Consider the following 21,819-nt stretch of genomic DNA (forward strand, 5'->3'; position numbering starts at 1 on the left):
ATAAAACACTATAAATTAGGGGATTGTAAATTTTGTTTAAAAAAAGACAAATTTATAATAAAATTGCTTGCAATTAATAAAATAAACTCCTTATATTTGCACCCGCATTCAAGAAACGAATATGACTCGATAGCTCAGTCGGTAGAGCACATCACTTTTAATGATGGGGTCCTGGGTTCGAGCCCCAGTCGGGTCACAAAATTTGTGATTAACAAAATAAGTTTCTTGAAAGCAATGACTCGATAGCTCAGTCGGTAGAGCACATCACTTTTAATGATGGGGTCCTGGGTTCGAGCCCCAGTCGGGTCACAAAAAGGTCGAGTATTAATTTACTTGACCTTTTTTGCATTTAGGCCACGTGGAGAAACGGTAGACTTGCCATCTTGAGGGGGTGGTGCTCGTAAGGGCGTGTGGGTTCAAATCCCACCGTGGTCACTAAAAAATAAAAAAGCCTGAGAATTTAGATTCTGAGGCTTTTTTATTATATATATCAGTAGATATGGATCATTTTGATTGAACTTCAAAAAGATTGTACATCTTATAAACAGATTTTTTTACTATATTAATTTAATTGATTTTTTAAAATTTTCGAATTCTAAATCTGCTATTTGATTTTGCTCAGAAGATTGATGACAATTAAAATCATAATAGTAGTCATTATGTTCTGCCTTTATAACTTTTAATTCTACTTTTAGTGGCTTATCAAGCTCAACATGTTCAAACATATACTCCGCATCATATTCATAGAATTTACAACCTGAAATTTCATAGGGCTCATATTTTCGGGTTACATTAAAACCATTCAGTAAATTACTGGTGCCCGCTAATGAAAACTCCATTAATTTTTCAAAACTCTCATATTCACAATCTTGTAATTCACTTTTATGTGTGATGTTAAGAGTAATTGTTGGAGAGAATTTTCCTTTATATTCAGGTTTGTCCTGATAATACTTTGTAATAATACATATTGGTTCACCAAGATCTTCATAAACTTCGTCTTTTTCATTCTCCCAGCCATTTGCCAAAATTTGAGAGTCCCTTATTTTCCCAAAATCCTTTATGTCAACATATCCCCATCCTATAGGTTTATAAAATAATATACCTAGTTTTTTATTAACATAAACATCATCATTTATAATAACTGACTGTAATGGATTTATAACCACACCGGTTAAAGCTAAACTAGTAAATTTTAAAAAATTTCTTCTTCCAATTCCCATTTGAATATTATTATATAGATTTTATCATTTCTTTTTCAGCAGCAAATCAAAAACAATTCAATCATTTATTCAAACCCATTTGCTTTTCTCCCCAAATTCTCATTTGATTGATAAAAGGAATTAATTCTTGTCCATTTTCAATAAGCGTATATTCAACACGAGGCGGAACTTCAGGATAAACCTTTCTTGAAATCAACTCATCAGCTTCTAACTCTTTAAGTGTTTGAGTAAGCATTTTTGGTGTTATACCTTCAACAGCTTTTTTTAATTCACCATATCTCATCAAACCATCTTTTAAATACCACAAAATTCTTCCTTTGTATTTTCCTCCTATTCTTTGAAAAGCATAATCAACCGGGCAATATACTTTTATATTTTTTTTCTCCATAACTAATTATTTTGCAAATCACTCATAATCAACAATAGTATACTTTTAGATCCTAAAGAACTAAAATGTACGTACTTGCGATAAAGATATTAAATTACTTTATTTGTTAAGGCTTTTAAGAAGATGAATATAAAAAGTCCGCATTAATTATCTTATTCAATATAGTTTCTCGCAAACCAATACTAATACATATAAATAAAACACTATGAGTAATTTAGCCCCGCAAAATTCAGAAAAGATAAAAGTATTAGAAATCCGGAATTATTTATTAAAACCAAATTTAACCGATAAGTTCCGCGATTATTTTCATTCGAAATTTGTTGTCCCAATGAATGAATTAAGTGGCTACACGTTGGGAGAATTTAAAATTAACGATGTAAATGACCGATTTGTTTGGCTTCGCGGTTTTACAGATATGAAAACCAGATTAGAATTTCTGAATGATTTTTATGTTAATAGCGCAATCTGGAAAGAATATGGCAAAGGCGCAAACGAGATGATGATAAACTCAGATAATGTTTATTTGTTACGACCGTTAAAGAAAGAAATTAATAGTGAACAGCTAAAAACTGACAAAACATTTACTGTTGTTGATTTTTATATTTGTAATAACACACTTGAAAAGGTTATTGAACTATTTGACAATACCTATATTCCTTTTCTTAAAGATTTAAAAATACAAGATGTAACACTTTGGGTAAGCGAAATGACTGAAAATGATTTCCCAAGATTACCTGTTTTTCAAGATAAAAATCTTTTAGTTAGTATTACGCATTACAAAAATGAAAATGAGTTTTATGCCAAACAAAAGGAAATTGATGCTATGCCGGCTGATTTAAAAAATTCGATGCAGGAATTAATAACCATTCAGAATCAATTAGTTCTTTTGAATTTGGACAGCTAAATAGAAATTTATCAATTTCAAGATTTCTTTTACTTTCACAAAAAGCTGATAACAAGAATTGCAAATTCTTATACAAATAATTCGTAAAATATTTTTTTATTAAAGCATCTCAAGTTAAATTAGTTGATTTTTCTTATAAAATTAAAAATCTATGATTAAGATAAATTATAAAATTCAATTTGTTTTATTTGTTATCTGCTTATTCTTTATAGGATTGGGCATATTTGAAGTATCAAATGAAGGATTGAAAACTGGCACTGATCTTTTTTGGCAAATTTCTCACTTTGTTCCATTCGTTATGGGAGCAATAATTTTTGGTGTTAATTTATATTCTAAACGAATTGAGAAATTCAAAATTTAATAAAAAAGCCTCTCAAAGTCATCAAACTTTGAAAGGCTTTAAAATCAGAATAAAATTGTAACCTAAATTTATTCCTTAATTATTTTTTCTACAGAAGTTCCTTTTTCAGAAGTTATTCTGATAAAATACAATCCGTTTGATTTGTTGGATAGATTAATTTTTGAACTGTTTTTGTTTTCAATTACAGACTGAAGAATTCTGCCCTGCCCATCAAATAATTCAATTCTTTTTATGGTATTATCACAATTAATAAACACCTCGCCTTTTGTTGGATTTGGATGTATAGTTATAGTGCTGTCTTTTTCAAAATCCTTATTTCCTAATGATTTAAAAATGGTTTCGGCTGTATTTGTATCAACTGCTTCGTTATAATCAAAATAAATACTGGCATCTTGTTCAACCTCATCTCCAGACTGAAGCGAAGGCAGTGTTTTTATCTTAAATAAAATATTTCCATGACCTCCAACCGGCGGCGCTTTTGAGGTGCTCAATTTAATTTTTGCAAAAACAAATTCGGCTGTATTTCCTTTTATGACAACATGTACTGCATGTGACGCGTCTAATAACTGAAGCGAATTAATATCATATTTACTTTGATCTATAACAACCTTTACAACCACGTTTTCGGCTTCAGCTGTGCCTGTATTTTCAAAATTAATTCCATAATGTAAATAATTACCAATTGTTGATGGAGAAACACTCTCGCCTTCTAAACAAGTAATATCATTTGGATCAAATGAACCCACTATTTCCTGATTAAAAACAAACTGATTATCTGCCGGATTACTATCTCCTGCAATAGGATTTATTGAAGCTGTAAAGTTTAAAATATCTCCAATGTTTGCCGGCGGAACCTGTACCGGACTATTTACATTTAATCCGACATAAATTCTCCTAGTTTCAAATGGAAGTAAATTAGCGTAATTCCAACCAAGATTTCCTGGAGTTTGAACATTTGGTGCCAGCGTTGCTATTCCATAATGCAATACATTTTGATTGTAGGTAAAATTAGCTGTACCATTTAGTGTTTGATTTCCTTTATTTCGTATCAAAATCTCATACCAAGCCATAAATCCCGGTTTTGCAGGATATATAGGCGCAATCACGATTTCTGCATCGCTGTTTGTTCCTAATGCACTTACACAGAAATTTTGCTGTGCGGTGTTATTGTTATTATCTGCAAATGAAACAATCGGTGTTGTTGGCGAAACAGTAAAGAAAGCAGGATTTTCAACCGCTGTTGTTATATTAAAATTTCCGGCATCGGTAAAAAAAGTATATTTTCCGTTTAAATCTGTAAAAGTGGAACTTAGAGAAGAACCATCATTTAAATTCACTTTTACATTAGCTTGTTTTGAATCGGCAGCATCACAGCCATTATTATCCACATCAAAAGCAATTGTTCCGGTTATGGTGTTATAATTTCCGCCTGGATTAAAACTGCAATATGAGTTTACCACAACTGTCGGTAAACCAATACCTACCAAATAACTTTTTGTATCAGCTACATCTGTATCATCCTGACAAACAAAAATTAAATTCGAGTTTCCGTTATTAATAAACAAATCTTCATCTCTCCCATTTTTTGCAAATACCGTTTTAAGATTCGGATTATCATTTGCTGTCAAGGATTGAAAAGCTAAAAAATTCGAAACATCAATATTTTGCAATCCTGTTTTAGTAATATTTAAAACCGTAATATTTGGCGAATCAGAGAAATCAGCTGTCGCTAAAGGCATATCAGAATAAAATACATTTATCAATGCACTGCAATTTGTTAAATCAACTGAATTGATGTTGCTATAACTGCAGTTTAAAAGTTTTAAATTAGTCAATCCAGATAGATTCAATGAAGTTATCGGCGCTTTTTGAACGGCTGTGCCGGCAAGTACAAGCGTTTCAAGCGCAGCACATCCCTGAACATTTATTGAATTCAATGCTTCACTAGTATTACTAATAACTGTAATCGCATTGCAATTTGAAAAGTCGGCGGTCACTAACGGAACATCCTGAATGCTTAAAACTTTTAACTTCGTACATCCTGAAACATTTAGATTTGCAGTTGGATTAGTATCCAATTCTAAAATTTCCAAATTTGTATTTCCTGAAAGATCAACCGAAGGAATTTGATTAGAAACCAAAAAAACATTTTTTAAATTCACAGTACCTGTCAAATTCAAATTTGAAATAGAATTTGTGTTTGCTCTAAGTTGAGTAAGATTTGAAGACGAACTCAAATCTAAAGAAGTTAATTGATTTTTGGAACATTCAATCGTCAAAAGTGCCGAGCATCCTGTGAGACTTAAATTTGTCAATGCATTGTTAAACACATTTAATCCCTGTAATGAACTACAGCCTGATAAATTTAAAGTAGTCAGTAAATTATCCTGAATTAGAAGATTTTGTAAACTGGAGCAATTTGAAAAATCAGCTGTTTTTAAAACCTGATTAGAAGGAAAAGTAGACTGCGGAAAATTAAGCAGCGTGCATCCCGAAGCATTTATATCTTCTAAAGTCGGATTATCCGTTATTAAAAAAGTAGTCAGTTTGCTTAATCCCGAAACATTTAATGTTATTAATTTATTATTTACCGCATTGAAATATTCCAAATTTGGGCAGCCCGTTAAATCAAGTTCCGTTAAAACATTATCTTCTAAATACAATTGGTTCAAAGCAGAAAGGCCGCTGAAATTCAATGAAGCAAAAACCGGATTTTGCTGTGCTACGATATTAGTAAGACTCAAACAATTTGAAATATTCAAAGAAGTCATCAACGGGTTTTCCATAAAAGTAGCGCCCGTTAATCCGTCCATTCCTGAAACTGTCGCAGAAGTCAAAGCTGGACTTTTTACATAAATCGTTTTTAGGTTCGGCATTCCGCTTAAATTGATCGAAGTCGTACTGATACCATTAAAACCCAATTCTGTTACATTCGTGAAACCTTCAATTCCCTGAATATTGGTTACCGCATAAGCATTAGCACCTTCTATCCAAAGTTTGTCAATTAAAGCCGCTTCAGAAACCTGGATCTGATTATCAAAATTAGTATCGATTCTCGTAACAGCAACGCCGCCAGAATAAGCTGTAAAATTTGCCGCACCGCCATTTACAAGCATGTTTTTAAATGTTGGATCGGTAAAATTTAAAATCTGTGCTTTTAGTATTACTGTGAAAAACAGTAAAAATAGGAGTAATTTTTTTCTCATAATTAGTGATATTTTGGTTTTTGGGGAAATCGTTAAAGAGCATTTATTAATTCCTGCAATTTTTCTTTTTTGCTTTGCGCAATCGGAATATTCGAATTATCAGCCATAATCACATAACCGCCATCTGTTTTTATATAAGATTTCAGATAAGACAAGTTGATTAAATGCGATTGATGAATGCGCTCAAATCCATGTTCTGAGAGTAATTCTTCGTATTCCTTAAGCGTTTTAGAAATTAATATGGGTTTGTGATTTTTAATAAAAAACTGCGTGTAATTAATTTTTGCTTCACAGCGAATGATATCCGAAACTTCAAACAAATGAATTCCATCGCTGGTAGAAAGTGCTATACGTTTAAAATTGTCGACTTTTTTTCGGATGTTTTCCAGCAGTAAATCAATGTTTTCGAATGAATTGTTTTTTCCAACAGCTTCTTTAATTTTTGCCATTGTATCTTGCAATTCTTCCGGATCAACAGGTTTTAAGATAAAATCAAGAGCACTAAATTTAAATGCTTTTACAGCATATTGTTCATGCGCAGTGATAAATACAACATGGGCATTTAGTTTTCCGTTTACTTTATTTAGTCTTTCGAGAATATCAAAACCAGTTCCGTCGGTTAAATGAATATCCAGAAAAATAACCTGAGGCCTTAATTTTTCAATCACGGCAATTCCGGTTTTTACACTTTCGGCTTCGCCAACAATTAAAATATCATTTGTATAACGTTCTAAAAGCGCTTTTAGACCAGTTCTCAAATGTTTGTCGTCCTCTATTAATACTGCTGTTATCATTTATTAAAAATTAGGGTATGTATTGAACAGGCAGACGCAAAACGACTTTTGTTCCTGTTTTTTTATTTTCTGATTGTAATTCGGTGATTTCTATTTGTGCAGATTTGGAAGTTATGGATTCCATGATTTCCAAACGTTTTTTTGTAATTCCCAAAGCCATTGATTTATGCGCCGTAACCGAGTTTTCTTTTAAATGCTTCGATTCAGATAAACCAATTCCGTCATCTTTAATCGTACAGATTAGCTGTTCTTTTTCAACATCAAAATCAACTTCAATTTTTCCGGTTCCATCTTTAGGAACAATTCCATGAAGAATCGCATTTTCTACAAAAGGCTGAATCAGCAAAGGCGGTAATCCCATATTAAATTCGACTCTTTCGCTTGATCTTATTTCAAATTCAAATTTGTCATGAAAACGAAGTTTTTCCAATTCCAGATAATTTTGAAGGCTTTCGATTTCTTTATCAATCGGAATTAATGAACCTTTTGAATATTCGAGTGTAAGCCGCATTAATTTGGAGAATTTAGATAAATATTTCAATGCAGAATCGGTTCCGTTCTGAACAATAAAACTCGAAATTGAACTCAAGCAATTAAATACAAAATGCGGGTTCATTTGTAAGTGCAGCGCTTTTTGCTCGTATTCGGCAACTTCTTTTTTCAATGTCAGCTGACGTTTAACCTGCATTCGATTATAAATTACCAATATTAAAGCAATTAAAAGTAAAGCGCCTAAAATGGAGAAAATAACAAACTGGATTTGTCTTTTATTCTTTTCAGATAATAAGGCTTCCTTTTTTCTGTATTCGTAATTCACTTCTGCCAAAGCAAATTTCTGACTTGTTGTTTCATTGATAATACTATCTCGCGCTTGTACATAATTTTTATAATGGTCTAACGCTGCTTTAGGATCATTTAAAGCTTCGTATAATTCGCTTAATAATTTTTCAGAATGATACGTCTGGTCCAGCACTCCTATTTCTTTTGCATAAGCAAGGGATTTCTCTGCAAAAGGCATTGCTTCTTTATATTTTTTTTGATCCTGAAGCAAACCTGCGATATTGTATAAGGAAAGTGAAGCACCAAATTTATTCTGCAGTTCTTCATACAAATTCAATGACTTCATATAATATTCATTAGCCAGTTTTAAATCATTTTCTTTCTTATAATAATCGCCTAAATAATTACACAAAAGTGCATATCCTCGCATATTATCCGTATTCTCAAAAAGCTTTTTAGCTTTGTTATAATACAAAATCGCATTTTTATTCTGACCTGTTTCAAAGTAAATCGCACCAATATTGGTAAGCGTAACAGCAGCATTTTTTTCTCCTGTTTCAGTTTGAATTTTAGAAGCTTTCTTTAAGTATTCTAATGCTTTTGGATAATTTAACTGTGATTTATAAATAATCCCGATATTATTAAGCGCTTTAGAAACATTAGCCTGTTCATCAATTTCCTGATATAACTGCAGTGCTTCTTCGTAATTTTTCAATGCCAGAATTTGATTACTTTGTTCTGAGTAAACCACACCCGAGCTGGCATAAGAACGCGCCAAACCGCTTTTTACTTTTTTGCCTGAATCTTCCTTTAAAACCTTTTTAAATTCTAATTGGGCAGTTTTAAAATATTTTAAAGCATTTGGGTAATTTCCTAAAATGATTGAAGCATTTCCTTTATTTACATAAGCCGTAGCAAGCCCAAAAGTAAAGTCAGATTTCAAACTTAGATTAGTTGCTTTTTGAGCATAAAACAATGTCGAATCAGGATTGATTTCTTTATATAAATCGGCTATTTTATTATACTCATTGACTTTTGAAGTATCAACTTTAGTATAAATAAGCACTCTTTTCAAGCTGTCAATCTTAGCATTTTGAGCGTTCAGCATAAGTCCTGCAAGAAAGAAGAAAAAGAAAATTATTTGACGTAATTTTTGACTCACTATTTTTTATTTTGCTTGTTGTGAGACAAATGTATGATATGTTTTTTAGTAACTGAACATGAATTATTATTTCTCAGGTTTCATTTATTATTTGGTATTTTTCATTTATTACAATTCTAAAAACCTTGGAAATACTAGCCTTACAAGTCATTCCGCAGTTATATTTTACAGACCTAAAATGGATCCTTTTCGATATTTTTTGTAACTTGAGCACTGTTTCTATTTCTTTAAAATTATTTTTATGGCAAGAATACATTTATTTGAATTTGAAGATCAAAAATGGTTTCCTGTTTTTTTAAGAAATTACATAACCGACTTTTTGCAATTCCTGTCAAACAAAACCGGAATGTACAAACCTGTTGTTCCTTTGCTTGTAAATATTCTAAAAACCAATAATGCAGCAACAATTATTGATCTCGCTTCTGGCGGAGGCGGTGGACTTATTTGGCTAAACAATGAATTAAAACAAGAAATTCCAAACTTAAAAATCATTCTGACCGATTATTATCCAAATATCCCCGCTTTTGAATACACTAAAAAACAAGCTGATAATTTTGAATATATAAGCCATTCTGTAGATGCACGAAATGTTCCTGTAGAATTAAAAGGGCTTCGAACTCAGTTTCTTTCCTTACATCATTTTAACCCAAACGATGCCAAACAGATTTTACAAAATGCAGTAAATGCTAAATCTCCAATCGCTATTTTTGAAGTTCAGGAAAGAAGTTTTGCTAGTATTGTCGCCATGATTTTTTCTCCACTAAGCGTTTTATTAACTACACCATTTATCAGACCTTTTAAAATTGGCCGAATTATTTTTACTTATTTAATTCCTATAATTCCACTTTTTGTTTTATGGGATGGTATTGTTTCTTCATTAAGAACTTATTCTGTCGAAGAAATGAATGATCTTGTAAATGACCTGCATAATACAGAATCTTATAACTGGCAGATTAACCGGGTAAAATCCGGTCCTGGAGTGGTATTGTATTTAATAGGAATTGAGAAGAAATAAATATTATCCAAAATACAATTCATAATTAGTAATTATTTTACAAAAGAATTCTTTCACAAAAACAAAACTTTGCTAAATTCGTTTGAAGAATAATTAACCTGCTAATCCCAAATTAGTTTTATGAAAAACCTACTATTATTATCATTTATTATGATAAGCTTTTCGTCGTGGTCACAAACCGCAGAAATTTATTTTAACAGAGCTTTTAACAAAGCTGCAAACGGAAATTACAAAAGCGCAATTACTGATTACACAAAAGCCATTGGCAAAAATTCTAAATTTGTTGAAGCGTATCAAAATCGCGGCGTTGCAAAATACCAATTGAATGACCTACAAGGCGCAATGACCGACTTTAGCAAAACCATTGAACTTGATAATATGAATGCCGATGCTTTTACGGGCCGTGCAAACGTAAACTTCAAACTTTCAAAATTTAAAGAAGCCATTGAAGACTGCACATCATCACTTGGTTTAAACCCAAGAGATTATGTTGCTTACAATTTACGAGGTTTAGCTTACAATAAAATTGGAGACAAAGCCAAATCCTGCAAAGATTTCTTAAAAGCAATCGAATTAGGAAGTCAAAGTGCTATAAAAAACAAAAGCACTTTTTGTAAATAATAAATCAAATTTGTGTTAACAAAAAGTAATCTGCAAAATAATGCCTTTGCAGATTACTTTTTATACCTTATTCATAAAAAAATAGTGTCCGTTTTTTAATAATCTGGTTAGTTGTTACATTTGTTACAAAACTAACCTAACCATGATAAAACACTACTTTTCAAAAACTTACACTCCTTATACCCTTTTCATATTGGTTTTTCTGTTTACAGCCAATGTAAAATCACAAACCTTTACAGACAGTAATTTACCTATTATCATTATTAATACAGACATAGATCCAAACACGAATCAGCCAATTGAAATTCCCGATGATCCAAAAGTTTTGGCAACGATGAAAATCATTAAAAGACCAGACGGAACCCGAAATTATTTAACCGATAGTAATACTGCCGCTTATTTAAATTATAACGGAAGAATTGGCATTGAACTGAGAGGATCCTCTTCACAATCGCTTCCTAAAAAACCGTATGGCTTTACCACTTTAAAAACGAATAATACAAGCAATAATAATGTCAGCTTACTGGGAATGCCGGTAGAAAATGACTGGATTTTAAATTCACTAGCTTTTGATCCTTCTTGTATTCGTGATTATATTTCGTATAATTTATCCCGACAAATTGGCGATTATGCTACGCGAACTGTTTACTGCGAAGTAGTAATCAACAATGAATATAAAGGATTATACATTTTACAGGAAAAAGTAAAATCGAACGTTAACAGAGTAAACGTTATTAAAATGGCTGATACTGATAATACACTTCCAAATGTAAGCGGAGGTTATATTACAAAAGCCGATAAAACAACTGGTGGAGATCCGGTTGCCTGGACGATGTCTTCTTACAACGGTTCTTCTGTAGATTTTATTCATGAATTGCCAAAACCGGAAAACACAACTATTGAACAAAATGATTATATAAAAAACCAGTTTAAAAATCTGGAAATTACAGCCGGCGCACATAATTCTGATTTAGCAGCAGGATATTCATCTATTATTGATGTTCCCTCTTTTGTTGATTATATGATTTTGGCCGAATTAGCTTCAAATGTTGACAGTTATCAATACAGCACTTATTTCCATAAAGATAAAGAAGGAAAACTGCGTGCCGGCCCTATTTGGGATTTTAATCTAACATACGGAAATGATTTGTTTAGCTGGGGATATGACAGAAGCAAATACGATGTTTGGCAATTTTCAAACGGAGACAATGAAGGCGCCAGATTTTGGAGAGATTTATTTACTGACACTACATTTAAATGTTATTTCACTAAAAGATGGAATGAACTTACATTGCAGGGAAAACCTTTAAACTACAACAGCCTTACTCAGTTTATAGACGAAACTGTAAATTATATCAGCGAAGCAAAAGCCAGAGAAAATCAAAAATGGGGAACAATTCCAAACGATGCACTTGAAATTAATAATCTAAAATCATTTTTATCCAATAGAATTTCATGGATAACAGGACAATTAGGAAGTTTTAGCAGTTGCAGCAATATCGAAACTCCTTCGCTTGTTATCACAAAAATAAATTACAATCCAGGCGTTTCAGCAACTTTTCCAACCAGTAATGATCTGGAGTTTATAGAAATTAGAAATACAGGAAACACCACCGTTAATTTAACTGGTATTTATTTAAGCGAATTGGGACTATCGTATCAATTTCCAGCCAATTCAACATTAGCGGCAAATCAGGGTATTTACATTACAAGCAATAAACCTACTTTTGAATCTAAATACGGAGTAACCGCTTTTGGACAGTTCTCCCGTAACTTATCTAATACATCGCAAAAAATAATTTTAGCAGATGGTTTTGGAAACACAATCGATTCAGTAGAATATACAAATGTATCTCCGTGGCCAAATGCAGATGGAAACGGGAGTTATTTACAACTTTCCAGCACTGATCTTGACAATGCGCTGGCGTCAAGCTGGATTGCAGCATCAGATAATAATTTATCTGTTCCTGAAAGTATTGAATTAAAAAATGCCGTTTTATATCCAAATCCTGTAAAAAACACCTTAACCATTCAGGCAGGCAAACCTATTTTAAATTACAAAGTTTATGATGTACTGGGACGTTTATTGTATGAATCTAAACAAGATTCTAATACAATAAAAGCAGATTGGAGTTTGTATCCAAAAGGAATTTACTATATTTCGATTTCCAATGAAAATGGATACAGCACCAAAAAGGTAATCAAACAATAACAGCAAAAAACTGCATGTCACTTTTAAGAAAAATAAATAACCTTCAAACAGATAAAAATTCAGGATTTGGTACTAATGCCGGAAGCTACGGCGGAAGATTTGTAAATAAAAACGGAACTCCCAATATCGAAAAAAGAGGTATGAACCTGCTTCGCCGAATAAGCTGGTACCACACCATGATCGATATGCCCAACTGGAAATTCATGCTTATTTTATTTTCTTTCTATATTATAATCAATTTTATTTTTGCAGTTATTTATTATGCCATCGGTGTTGAACATCTGGACGGAATTTCACCATCAGGAAGTCTTTTAACGCAGTTTGGTCAGGCTTATTTTTTTAGTGCGCAGACTTTTACAACGGTTGGTTACGGACATATCAGCCCAACCGGATTCCTGACAAGTGGTTTATCAGCAGCCGAGGCTTTAATTGGTTTGCTAAGTTTTGCCATTGCAACCGGTTTATTCTTTGGAAGATTCAGCAAACCAACAGCCTTTTTAAAATTTTCGCACAATGCCTTAATTTCTCCTTACGGAGAAGGCAAAGGCTTAATGATAAGGCTTGTTCCTTTTAAAAACACCAATTTTACAGATGCAGTGGCAAAAGTTACTTTAGGTATGAGCATTGAAGAAAACGGTCAGCGAGTAAATAAATTTTATACTCTTAACCTCGAAATAGATCGTATAAATGCGCTTTCGCTGAGCTGGACATTAGTTCATCCCATTGATGAGAACAGCCCTTTGTACAATTTTACCGAAGAAGATTTTAAAAACACACACGGAGAGATTTTAGTTTTCATCACCACTTTTGATGATATGTTTAGCAATACCGTGGCAGCCCGAACTTCGTATACTTTTAACGAAATTATTTACGGTGCAAAATTCCAAATTATGTACAACCGAAGCAAAGATAATACTAAAACGATTTTACATTTAGACAAATTAGATCAGTTTGATACTACAAACTTCTCATAAAGAATCATTTTTATCTAGTTTTTAAGGTTTTTTGAGATTTTATTTTACTTTTGTTTACATAATCGTATCAAATGGTAAACAATATAAAAACTGTTTTCAGTATAAAAGATCTTGAGAATTTATCCGGAATAAAAGCACACACGATTCGCATTTGGGAAAAAAGGTATAATATTTTGGAGCCAATGCGTACTGATACCAATATCAGGCTTTATAATCTGCAAAATCTACAGAAACTTCTTAACATCACATTATTACACGAATACGGCTATAAAATTTCTAAAATAGCAACTTATCCTGAAGAAAAAATTCCGCAGTTGGTCCGTGAAATTATTTCGAAGAAAAACTCTCAAAACTACGCCATTACATCTTTCAAAATGGCGATGATGAATTTTGATCAGGAGCTGTTTTTCAACACGTTTGACTGGCTTATTTCTGAAAAAACATTCAAAGAAGTTTTTAAAGACCATTTTTTACCCTTATTGAAAGAATTGGGATTATTGTGGCAGTCAGAAACAATTACACCTGCAAATGAACATTTTATGAGTCATTTGATCAAACAGAAAATCTTAATTTATACTGAAAGCCTTCAGATTCAAAAACCAACAAAAACAGACCGAATCTTTGTTCTTTCCCTTCCATTAAATGAAATTCATCAAATAGGATTGCTTTATCTTCAATATGAAATTTTATCTAAAGGCTACAAAACCATTTATTTAGGCGAAAGTATGCCAATTGAAAACCTACAGGATTTAACCAAACATTTTGAAAACATCACTTTTGTTTCCTTCATGACAATACAGCCGGATCGCAGCGTTATCAACCAGTATGTCAAGTCAATGGGGCAAAAACTGCTGCAAAAAAATAATGAAATCTGGCTCATGGGTAAAATGGTTGAACATATTGATCACAAAAACCTGCCGGAACGAATCCGTATTTTTGATTCGATGGAAGAAACAATGGAAACAATATAAAAGTTTCGTTTAAAGTTTTTGTATATTTGTTAAACAAAAATGACAAAAACTATTGCAATTATAGGTTCGGGCTTTTCTTCGTTAGCCGCTTCATGTTACTTGGCAAAGCAAGGTAACAAGGTGACTATTTACGAAAAAAACTCAACGATAGGCGGTCGCGCAAGACAATTCAAAAAAAATGGTTTTACATTTGATATGGGTCCAAGCTGGTATTGGATGCCGGATGTTTTTGAACGTTTTTTTAATGACTTCAATAAAAAACCATCAGATTATTACGAGCTTATAAAGCTAAATCCTGCCTATCGCGTTTATTTTGGAATAAATGATTTTATCAGCATTTATGACAATTTAGAAGAGATTAAAGCTACGTTTGAAGAAATTGAAAAAGGAAGCGGTAACCAACTGCAAACCTTTATCGATCAAGCCAAAAGTAATTATGATATTGCCATAAAAGATTTGGTTTATCGTCCAGGAGTTTCTCCACTTGAATTAATTACAAAAGAAACAGCATTAAAGCTTAATCAGTTTTTTAGCAATGTAAGCTCAGATATTCGCAGGAAATTTAAAAATGAAAGGCTGATTCAAATTCTCGAATTTCCCGTTTTATTCCTCGGCGCAAAGCCAACTAAAACGCCTTCATTTTACAATTTTATGAATTATGCCGATTTCGGACTCGGAACCTGGCATCCTAAAACCGGAATGTTTGATGTTATTCGAGGAATCGAAAAATTAGCCGTAGAACTTGGTGTTACCATCCAAACAAATTCTCCTATTGAAAAAATAATCGTTGAAAATAAAACCGCAGCAGGAATTGTTATTAATGGTGAAATTATAAAAGCCGATATTATTTTAAGTGGTGCCGATTATCAGCATACCGAAACTTTACTGGAAAAAAAATATCAGGTTTATTCTCAAAAATACTGGGAAAGCCGAATTTTTGCACCCTCTTCTCTCCTGTTTTTTGTGGGTTTCAATAAAAAAATTGAAAATATTTCGCATCATGCCTTATTTTTTGATGTCGATTTTAATCAGCATGCAGCTGATATTTATGATAATCCAAAATGGCCGGAAGCTCCATTATTTTATGCCAACTTCCCGTCTAAAACAGATCTGACCGCAGCTCCTGACGGAATGGAAACCGGATTTTTCTTAATTCCGCTTGCACCTGGAATTGAAGATAACGAAACACTAAGAGAAGCATATTTCGAAAAGATAATTACTCGTTTTGAGCTACTTACACAACAAGAAATCAGAAATAACATTATATTTAAGGAATCATTTTGTAAAAACGATTTTGAAGCAGATTACAACGCTTTTAAAGGAAATGCTTACGGAATGGCTAATACATTATTGCAAACCGCATTTTTGCGCCCAAAACTAAAAAGCAAAAAAGTACGTAACTTATATTTCACAGGACAATTGACCGTTCCCGGCCCTGGTGTTCCGCCTGCATTAATTTCAGGAAAACTAGCCGCTGAATTAATTCAAAAATCTTTAAGATCTTAAAAAATGAAATCATTATTCGACGCCGTTTCTTTTAAATGCAGCAAACTAGTTACCAAAAACTATAGTTCCTCTTTTTCACTTGCTGTAAAAATGCTGTCACCAAGCATTCGCGATGCTATTTACAGCATTTATGGATTTGTTCGTTTTGCGGACGAAATTGTAGATTCTTTTCATGATTATGATAAAGAAGCCCTGATTGACGATTTTGAAAAAGAATATTATAAAGCAATGGAATTAGGAATCAGCCTAAATCCTATTTTAAATTCTTTTCAGCATACGGTGAAAGAATATAATATTACTGATGATCTGGTTCAGGCTTTTTTAAAAAGCATGAAACTCGACCTTGTAAAATCAACTTATAACACACAAGCCGAATATGCGGATTATATTTATGGTTCTGCAGATGTTGTGGGTTTAATGTGTTTAAAGGTTTTTGTATCAGGAAAAGAACATAAATATCAACAATTAAAAAGCGAAGCCATGCGATTAGGGTCGGCCTTTCAGAAAGTGAATTTTTTGAGAGATTTAAAAGATGACAATACCATCTTAAACCGAACTTATTTCCCTGGCGTTAACCTCAACAATTTCAACGAAGATTCAAAAGCGCAGATCATTAAAGAAATTGAAGAAGATTTTCACATTGCTTATCAGGGAATTGTAAAATTGCCAATCGAAGCCAAATTTGGCGTTTATACGGCATATGTTTATTACAGCAAATTGCTTAAAAAACTAAAAAACACACCGTCCCATGAAATTGGAAATTCAAGAATCAGAGTTTCAAATTATACAAAAGCCGGACTTTTAGCGCAGTCGTTTGTGACTTATAAACTGAAGTTGGTATGATATTCGTTCAGTTTTGTCATTTCGACCGAAGGGAGAAATCGCACGCGGGATTCGACAAAGATTGGTTAATTACATTGCGGAGTTTCTAGTGCGATTTCTCCCTTCGGTCGAAATGACAAACAAAAAAAATAATCTTTAGAGTCAATCTTTTATAAACTAAAGCTAAACTCAAACGATTTTAAATCATAATTTTAATAACAACATTTATAAAATGATTTCTTTTTTAATCTTTTTAGGCGTTTTTCTGTTTATGGAATGTGTGACCTGGCTTACGCATAAATATGTAATGCACGGCTTTATGTGGTATTTTCACGCTGACCATCATCAGCCAAAATACGAGCATACTTTTGAGCGCAACGACATTTTCTTTGTCATTTTTGCTATCCCAAGTATTCTCCTATTTTATTTTGGAGTTCAGGGCGGGTTCAATTATTTGTTTTTCATTGCCTGCGGCGTTACGTTTTACGGAGCCTGTTACTTTTTAATTCACGATGTATTGATTCATCAGCGTTTTAAATGGTTTAAAAACACCAAAAACAAATACCTCATCGGACTCAGAAAGGCACATAAAATACACCACAAACACCTAAATAAAGAAAAAGGAGAATGTTTCGGAATGTTGTTTGTACCCTTAAAATATTATAAAATGTAGCTTATTTGGGTGTTCCAAATGAAACATTTGTAACCATTGATTTAGTTTGAAGATGAAATTATACAAGATAGCAACCGTACAATATGTAAACGCCAAGGTCGAAGACTGCTGGGATTTTTTCTCTAGTCCAAAAAACCTGCAGACTATTACACTCGACAATATGAATTTTGAAATCAAGGATTTTGACGAAAAGCGAATGTATCACGGGCAAATTATAACTTATACTTTGCGACCGCTTTTAGGAATCAAAATTTCGTGGGTTACAGAAATCACAGCCTGCAAAGAAAACAACTATTTTATCGATGTTCAGCGTTTTGGCCCTTATAAATTATGGCACCACAAACACTTTTTTGAACGAACAGCCGACGGCGGAACCAAAATGACTGACGTTGTTCATTATGCGCTCCCACTAGGAATTTTAGGAAGAATTATGAATTGGTTGGTGGTGAAGAATAAATTAAAAACCATTTTTGATTTCCGTTATAACAAAATCGAAGAATTGTTTAATTCAAAATCACAGCCAAAGATTATACAGATAAATGCCGAGCAAAAAAGTATTTAAGCATTTTCTCTATTTGACACATAATAAAGTCGCATAATTTTTAATCTCGCAAAGACGCTAAGTCGCAAAGTTTTGTTGCAAAAACTTAAAAAGAAATACTTGGCGACTTTTCGTCTTTGCGAGCAAATTTCGGCAGTAAAGAAAAAAACTTAAAAAATTAGTCGAGCGAAAACATATAAAATGACAAAACAAAAAGTTTCCTTTTTCTGGTTTAGACGTGATTTACGTTTAGAAGACAATACCGGATTATTTCATGCCTTACAATCCAATTTTCCTGTAATTCCATTATTTATTTTTGATGATGATATTCTGGATAATCTTCCCAAAAACGATGCACGAGTAAGTTTCATTTACGATTCACTTCAAAAAATAAATGCTGAATTAAATACTTTTGAGTCTTCGGTTTTAATCAAAAAGGGAAAAACAAAAGACGTTTGGAAATCACTTCTGGAAGAATTTGATATTCAAAACGTATTCTTCAATAAAGATTATGAACCTTTTGCTATCCAACGTGATACTGCAATTTGTTCTTTATTAAAAGAAAATAATATTGAATGTTTCTCTTTTAAAGATCATGTTATTTTCGAAGAAAAAGAAATTACAAAAGCTGACGGACTTCCGTACACGGTTTATACGCCTTATAAAAATAAATGGCATGAAAAATATCATTTATCAGGATCAGCTCCAGAATATGATTCTAAATCATTTCAATCAAATTTTGCAAAAAATCAATTTCCATTTCCTGAATTAGCAACAATTGGTTTTGAAAGAAGCTCAATAAAAGTTCTGCCGCATAACTTAACACAAATTGCCAATTATAAAGAAACAAGGGATTTTCCTGCTCTTGACAGTACATCTTATCTTTCGCCGCATTTGCGTTTCGGAACCGTGAGTATTCGGAAATTAGTAAACTGGGCAAACAGAAAAAATCAGACTTTTTTAAGCGAATTGATTTGGAGAGAATTCTTTATTCAAATTCTGTTTAGCTTTCCCAATTGTGTCAATCATAATTTCAAATCAGCTTACGACGGAATTCAATGGCGAAATAATGAAGAAGATTTTAAACGCTGGTGTTCCGGAACAACCGGATATCCTATGGTCGACGCCGGAATGCGGCAACTTAACGAAACAGGTTATATGCACAATCGCATTCGTATGGTTGTGGCCAGTTTTTTATGCAAACATTTATTGATTAACTGGCAGTGGGGCGAAGCTTATTTTGCCGAAAAATTACTGGATTTTGAACTGGCTTCAAACGTAGGAAACTGGCAGTGGGCCGCGGGAACAGGCTGTGATGCCGCACCGTATTTCAGAGTTTTTAATCCTGAAATCCAACAAAAGAAATTTGACGAAAAAGGCGAATACATCCGTAAATGGATTCCTGAGTTTGATTTTGGATATAATGAACCTATGGTTGATCATGCCTTTGCAAGAGATCGCGCGATTGCGACATATAAGAAGGGGATCATTAAATAAAATTCCAAATTTTTTAAATTCCAAATTCCAATTATACACAATCTTGTCATCCTGACAAACTAAACAAAAAAACCTTTGTCAAAGTTTAAAACTTTGACAAAGGCGTATATCTATAAATTGGAATTTGGAATTTAAAAAATTTGGAATTTCACAACTTAATACTTCAAATAATTCTCCACAACAATTTTAGCTTTCAAATCGAACATTAAATTATAGAGTCCGAAGAAAGTACGGTTCATGTAAATAAAGTGCTTAGAACCACGATTTCCGTTCATTTTTTTCAAATTTGTATCTTCAGAAAAACGTTTGCCTAATTCTGCAATCGCATTAAAGAAAGATTCATCGGCAAAATCAAAAGTTTCATTTTGAAAAGGTTTCGTGAAAAGTGATAATAAATCATGAAACATATCGGTGAAATATTCCACTTCTGCCGGAGTATCATCTGGACGAAGGATTTCTAATTCGAATAATTTTTTATTAAAAAGCTTCTCGTCTGTAATCACATTTTTATTGATTAACTCAAAATAGGGTGTATAAAACTCTTCTGGAATTTGTTTCATACAGCCAAAATCCAAGGCAATTAATTGGTTTTCATCATTAACCAAAAAATTTCCCGGATGCGGATCTGCGTGTACTTTTCGCAAAACATGAATTTGGTACATGTAAAAGTCCCAAAGCGCCTGCCCTACTTTATCGCCAACTTCCTGATCTGTATTTTTAGCCGTAAATTCAGAAAGATGAATTCCCGTCATCCAATCCATTGTAATGATTTTCTCTGATGAAAATTCAGGATAGTAATTTGGGAAAATGATGTTTTCAATTTTATTACAAGCTTCTACAACTTCCTGACTTTGTTTTAATTCTAACAAATAGTTGGTTTCTTCGATAAGTTTATCTTCAACTTCTTTAAAATATTTGTCTGAATCTTTTCCCTGCAGATTAAACATTCTGATTGCAATAGGTTTTACCAAAGCTAAATCAGAAGAAATACTGTTGGCAACACCTGGATATTGAATTTTAACCGCCAGTTTTTTATCATTTTTCTTAGCCAAATGAACCTGACCAATACTTGCAGCATTTACGGAATTTGCATTAAACTCATCAAAAATTTCATAAGGTGTTTTGCCAAAATTAGTCTTGAAAGTTTTTAAAACCAAAGGTGCAGAAAGCGGCGGAACTGAAAATTGCGACAAAGAAAATTTCTCCACATAAGCCTGAGGCAAAAAGTTTTTGTCCATGCTTAACATCTGTGCTACTTTCAAGGCACTTCCTTTTAAGCTTTTAAGTCCGTCGTAAATATCTTCGGCGTTATTTTCGTTAAGTTTATCGCGGGTTAAATCTGGGTTTACTACTTTTTCAGCATAGTGCTTTATATAATTTACTCCGATTTTGGCGCCGGTTTGAACTAATTTTCCGGCTCTTTCTATTTTTGAAGTTGGAATATAATCGATTGTTTTCATTGTTTGCTGTATATTTTTTCTTTGAATAGAAATTTTCCAAAATCTATTAAATGATTCATTGGTGCAATATTCATTAATTCAAATGATGCATTAACCGATTTTTCGATAAAGATGTCTGTTTTTTCAAAAGCAGCAGATTCATCTTCCATCCAGAATTTAATCGTCAGCATTAATTGTAACCATGCCGATTCCTGAATGGCTTTTTCCTGATATTTCTGCAGTTTTTCTAATTCTAATCTATAATCATCAGTCAGAATTTCTGAAACATATTCTTTGAAACTATTTCTAAGCGTAGTTAACTGAACCAGATTTTTAAGCGGATTTCTATCAATTTTAAGCGATTGTAAAACGTAACTTCTGTTTGCGGTTAAAATTTCGAAGAAGGTAAAATAGAAACTCAGCATTTTATTCTTCATGTCATATTCCTGATATTCTTCGTTTTTGTGAAGTAAGTTAACCGTGTTTTCAAAAAACAATCGGAATATTTCTTTTTCTAAACCTTCTAATGTTCCAAAAAAGGAATAAAATTCCGCTTCGGTAAAATCATTTTCTTTGGCAAAATGATAAACTGATTTTGGTTTTTGGCCTTTTTCTAAAACTTCATCCATGTATTTTGAAACGATATCATCTTTGGTAATTACCTTTTTTTTAGTCGTCATTTTATTTAAAATTTAGAATTTGCCATAAAGGTAAACATTGTTTAAGTACCTTT

General features: G+C 32.6%; 19 protein-coding genes and 3 tRNA genes. 15 read left to right on the plus strand and 7 right to left on the minus strand.

Going from position 1 to position 21,819, the window contains the following annotated elements:
* Positions 1–123 precede the first annotated feature (123 nt).
* The 3 genes from APR43_RS20220 (at position 124) to APR43_RS20230 (ending at position 435) form a co-directional block, all read left to right on the plus strand.
* A tRNA-Lys gene (locus tag APR43_RS20220) sits at positions 124–196 on the plus strand.
* Positions 197–236: 40 nt separating this feature from the next.
* A tRNA-Lys gene (locus APR43_RS20225) sits at positions 237–309 on the plus strand.
* 43 nt (positions 310–352) lie between these two features.
* Positions 353–435, plus strand: a tRNA-Leu gene (locus APR43_RS20230).
* Positions 436–557: 122 nt separating this feature from the next.
* Here APR43_RS20230 and APR43_RS20235 read toward each other — a convergent pair.
* Positions 558–1,220, minus strand: coding sequence for a hypothetical protein (locus tag APR43_RS20235; RefSeq protein WP_053474280.1), 663 nt, complete (start codon positions 1,218–1,220; stop codon positions 558–560).
* A 61-nt stretch (positions 1,221–1,281) separates the two neighbouring features.
* Complete coding sequence (locus tag APR43_RS20240) at positions 1,282–1,608, minus strand: winged helix-turn-helix transcriptional regulator (RefSeq protein WP_053474281.1); 327 nt, start codon at positions 1,606–1,608, stop codon at positions 1,282–1,284.
* Positions 1,609–1,813: 205 nt separating this feature from the next.
* On the opposite strand from APR43_RS20240, the gene APR43_RS20245 reads away from it, so the two are divergent.
* Positions 1,814–2,512 (plus strand): hypothetical protein, encoded by a 699-nt coding sequence (locus APR43_RS20245; RefSeq protein WP_053474282.1) that lies wholly within the window; start codon positions 1,814–1,816, stop codon positions 2,510–2,512.
* A gap of 151 nt (positions 2,513–2,663) precedes the next feature.
* Entirely contained in the window at positions 2,664–2,873 is a 210-nt protein-coding gene (locus APR43_RS20250) for a hypothetical protein (protein WP_053474283.1), read from the plus strand.
* Between the two features lie 68 nt (positions 2,874–2,941).
* Here APR43_RS20250 and APR43_RS20255 read toward each other — a convergent pair whose 3' ends face one another.
* Genes APR43_RS20255 through APR43_RS20265 form a run of 3 tightly spaced genes read right to left on the minus strand, consistent with a single transcriptional unit; the run spans position 2,942 to position 8,815 of the window.
* Complete coding sequence (locus APR43_RS20255; RefSeq protein ID WP_053474284.1) at positions 2,942–6,079, minus strand: T9SS type A sorting domain-containing protein; 3,138 nt, start codon at positions 6,077–6,079, stop codon at positions 2,942–2,944.
* A gap of 32 nt (positions 6,080–6,111) precedes the next feature.
* Positions 6,112–6,873 carry a LytR/AlgR family response regulator transcription factor gene (locus APR43_RS20260; RefSeq protein ID WP_053474285.1) on the minus strand — a complete coding sequence of 254 codons (762 nt, stop codon included), beginning with the start codon at positions 6,871–6,873 and terminating at the stop codon, positions 6,112–6,114.
* Positions 6,874–6,883: 10 nt separating this feature from the next.
* Positions 6,884–8,815 carry a tetratricopeptide repeat protein gene (locus APR43_RS20265; protein WP_123924612.1) on the minus strand — a complete coding sequence of 644 codons (1,932 nt, stop codon included), beginning with the start codon at positions 8,813–8,815 and terminating at the stop codon, positions 6,884–6,886.
* Between the two features lie 241 nt (positions 8,816–9,056).
* On the opposite strand from APR43_RS20265, the gene APR43_RS20270 reads away from it, so the two are divergent.
* From APR43_RS20270 to APR43_RS20315, 10 genes are all read left to right on the plus strand, one after another.
* On the plus strand, positions 9,057–9,830 hold the full coding sequence (locus tag APR43_RS20270; protein WP_053474287.1) for a hypothetical protein: 774 nt from the start codon (positions 9,057–9,059) through the stop codon (positions 9,828–9,830).
* Positions 9,831–9,950: 120 nt separating this feature from the next.
* The gene (locus APR43_RS20275; protein ID WP_053474288.1) at positions 9,951–10,451 is read left to right on the plus strand and encodes a tetratricopeptide repeat protein; all 501 of its coding nucleotides are present in this window, start codon (positions 9,951–9,953) and stop codon (positions 10,449–10,451) included.
* Between the two features lie 142 nt (positions 10,452–10,593).
* A complete protein-coding gene (locus APR43_RS20280; protein ID WP_053474289.1) occupies positions 10,594–12,663 on the plus strand; it encodes a CotH kinase family protein in 2,070 nt (689 codons plus the stop codon).
* Between the two features lie 14 nt (positions 12,664–12,677).
* Positions 12,678–13,637, plus strand: coding sequence for an ion channel (locus APR43_RS20285; protein ID WP_053474290.1), 960 nt, complete (start codon positions 12,678–12,680; stop codon positions 13,635–13,637).
* A 71-nt stretch (positions 13,638–13,708) separates the two neighbouring features.
* Positions 13,709–14,608 carry a MerR family transcriptional regulator gene (locus APR43_RS20290; protein WP_053474291.1) on the plus strand — a complete coding sequence of 300 codons (900 nt, stop codon included), beginning with the start codon at positions 13,709–13,711 and terminating at the stop codon, positions 14,606–14,608.
* Positions 14,609–14,647: 39 nt separating this feature from the next.
* On the plus strand, positions 14,648–16,114 hold the full coding sequence (locus APR43_RS20295; protein WP_053474292.1) for a phytoene desaturase family protein: 1,467 nt from the start codon (positions 14,648–14,650) through the stop codon (positions 16,112–16,114).
* A gap of 3 nt (positions 16,115–16,117) precedes the next feature.
* Complete coding sequence (locus APR43_RS20300; protein WP_053474293.1) at positions 16,118–16,957, plus strand: phytoene/squalene synthase family protein; 840 nt, start codon at positions 16,118–16,120, stop codon at positions 16,955–16,957.
* A gap of 211 nt (positions 16,958–17,168) precedes the next feature.
* Positions 17,169–17,609, plus strand: coding sequence for a sterol desaturase family protein (locus APR43_RS20305; RefSeq protein ID WP_053474294.1), 441 nt, complete (start codon positions 17,169–17,171; stop codon positions 17,607–17,609).
* Positions 17,610–17,661: 52 nt separating this feature from the next.
* A complete protein-coding gene (locus tag APR43_RS20310; protein WP_053474295.1) occupies positions 17,662–18,171 on the plus strand; it encodes an SRPBCC family protein in 510 nt (169 codons plus the stop codon).
* A gap of 180 nt (positions 18,172–18,351) precedes the next feature.
* Positions 18,352–19,647 (plus strand): cryptochrome/photolyase family protein, encoded by a 1,296-nt coding sequence (locus APR43_RS20315; protein WP_053474296.1) that lies wholly within the window; start codon positions 18,352–18,354, stop codon positions 19,645–19,647.
* Positions 19,648–19,802: 155 nt separating this feature from the next.
* Here APR43_RS20315 and APR43_RS20320 read toward each other — a convergent pair whose 3' ends face one another.
* Entirely contained in the window at positions 19,803–21,107 is a 1,305-nt protein-coding gene (locus APR43_RS20320) for an ABC1 kinase family protein (RefSeq protein WP_053474297.1), read from the minus strand.
* Positions 21,104–21,766 carry a TetR family transcriptional regulator C-terminal domain-containing protein gene (locus APR43_RS20325; RefSeq protein WP_053474298.1) on the minus strand — a complete coding sequence of 221 codons (663 nt, stop codon included), beginning with the start codon at positions 21,764–21,766 and terminating at the stop codon, positions 21,104–21,106. Before APR43_RS20325 ends, APR43_RS20320 begins: the two co-directional genes overlap by 4 nt.
* Positions 21,767–21,819: the final 53 nt, after the last annotated feature.

The organism is Flavobacterium sp. NLM (assembly GCF_002210235.1).
Lineage (GTDB): Bacteria > Bacteroidota > Bacteroidia > Flavobacteriales > Flavobacteriaceae > Flavobacterium > Flavobacterium panici.

Coding starts and splice junctions, on each gene's coding strand:
- APR43_RS20240 (WP_053474281.1), bottom strand. CDS start 1,608: ATGGAGAAAAAAAATATAAAAGTATATTGCCCGGTTGATTATGCTTTT.
- APR43_RS20300 (WP_053474293.1), top strand. CDS start 16,118: ATGAAATCATTATTCGACGCCGTTTCTTTTAAATGCAGCAAACTAGTT.
- APR43_RS20290 (WP_053474291.1), top strand. CDS start 13,709: ATGGTAAACAATATAAAAACTGTTTTCAGTATAAAAGATCTTGAGAAT.
- APR43_RS20295 (WP_053474292.1), top strand. CDS start 14,648: ATGACAAAAACTATTGCAATTATAGGTTCGGGCTTTTCTTCGTTAGCC.
- APR43_RS20280 (WP_053474289.1), top strand. CDS start 10,594: ATGATAAAACACTACTTTTCAAAAACTTACACTCCTTATACCCTTTTC.
- APR43_RS20325 (WP_053474298.1), bottom strand. CDS start 21,766: ATGACGACTAAAAAAAAGGTAATTACCAAAGATGATATCGTTTCAAAA.
- APR43_RS20255 (WP_053474284.1), bottom strand. CDS start 6,079: ATGAGAAAAAAATTACTCCTATTTTTACTGTTTTTCACAGTAATACTA.
- APR43_RS20260 (WP_053474285.1), bottom strand. CDS start 6,873: ATGATAACAGCAGTATTAATAGAGGACGACAAACATTTGAGAACTGGT.
- APR43_RS20275 (WP_053474288.1), top strand. CDS start 9,951: ATGAAAAACCTACTATTATTATCATTTATTATGATAAGCTTTTCGTCG.
- APR43_RS20310 (WP_053474295.1), top strand. CDS start 17,662: ATGAAATTATACAAGATAGCAACCGTACAATATGTAAACGCCAAGGTC.
- APR43_RS20270 (WP_053474287.1), top strand. CDS start 9,057: ATGGCAAGAATACATTTATTTGAATTTGAAGATCAAAAATGGTTTCCT.
- APR43_RS20285 (WP_053474290.1), top strand. CDS start 12,678: ATGTCACTTTTAAGAAAAATAAATAACCTTCAAACAGATAAAAATTCA.
- APR43_RS20315 (WP_053474296.1), top strand. CDS start 18,352: ATGACAAAACAAAAAGTTTCCTTTTTCTGGTTTAGACGTGATTTACGT.
- APR43_RS20235 (WP_053474280.1), bottom strand. CDS start 1,220: ATGGGAATTGGAAGAAGAAATTTTTTAAAATTTACTAGTTTAGCTTTA.
- APR43_RS20250 (WP_053474283.1), top strand. CDS start 2,664: ATGATTAAGATAAATTATAAAATTCAATTTGTTTTATTTGTTATCTGC.
- APR43_RS20305 (WP_053474294.1), top strand. CDS start 17,169: ATGATTTCTTTTTTAATCTTTTTAGGCGTTTTTCTGTTTATGGAATGT.
- APR43_RS20245 (WP_053474282.1), top strand. CDS start 1,814: ATGAGTAATTTAGCCCCGCAAAATTCAGAAAAGATAAAAGTATTAGAA.
- APR43_RS20320 (WP_053474297.1), bottom strand. CDS start 21,107: ATGAAAACAATCGATTATATTCCAACTTCAAAAATAGAAAGAGCCGGA.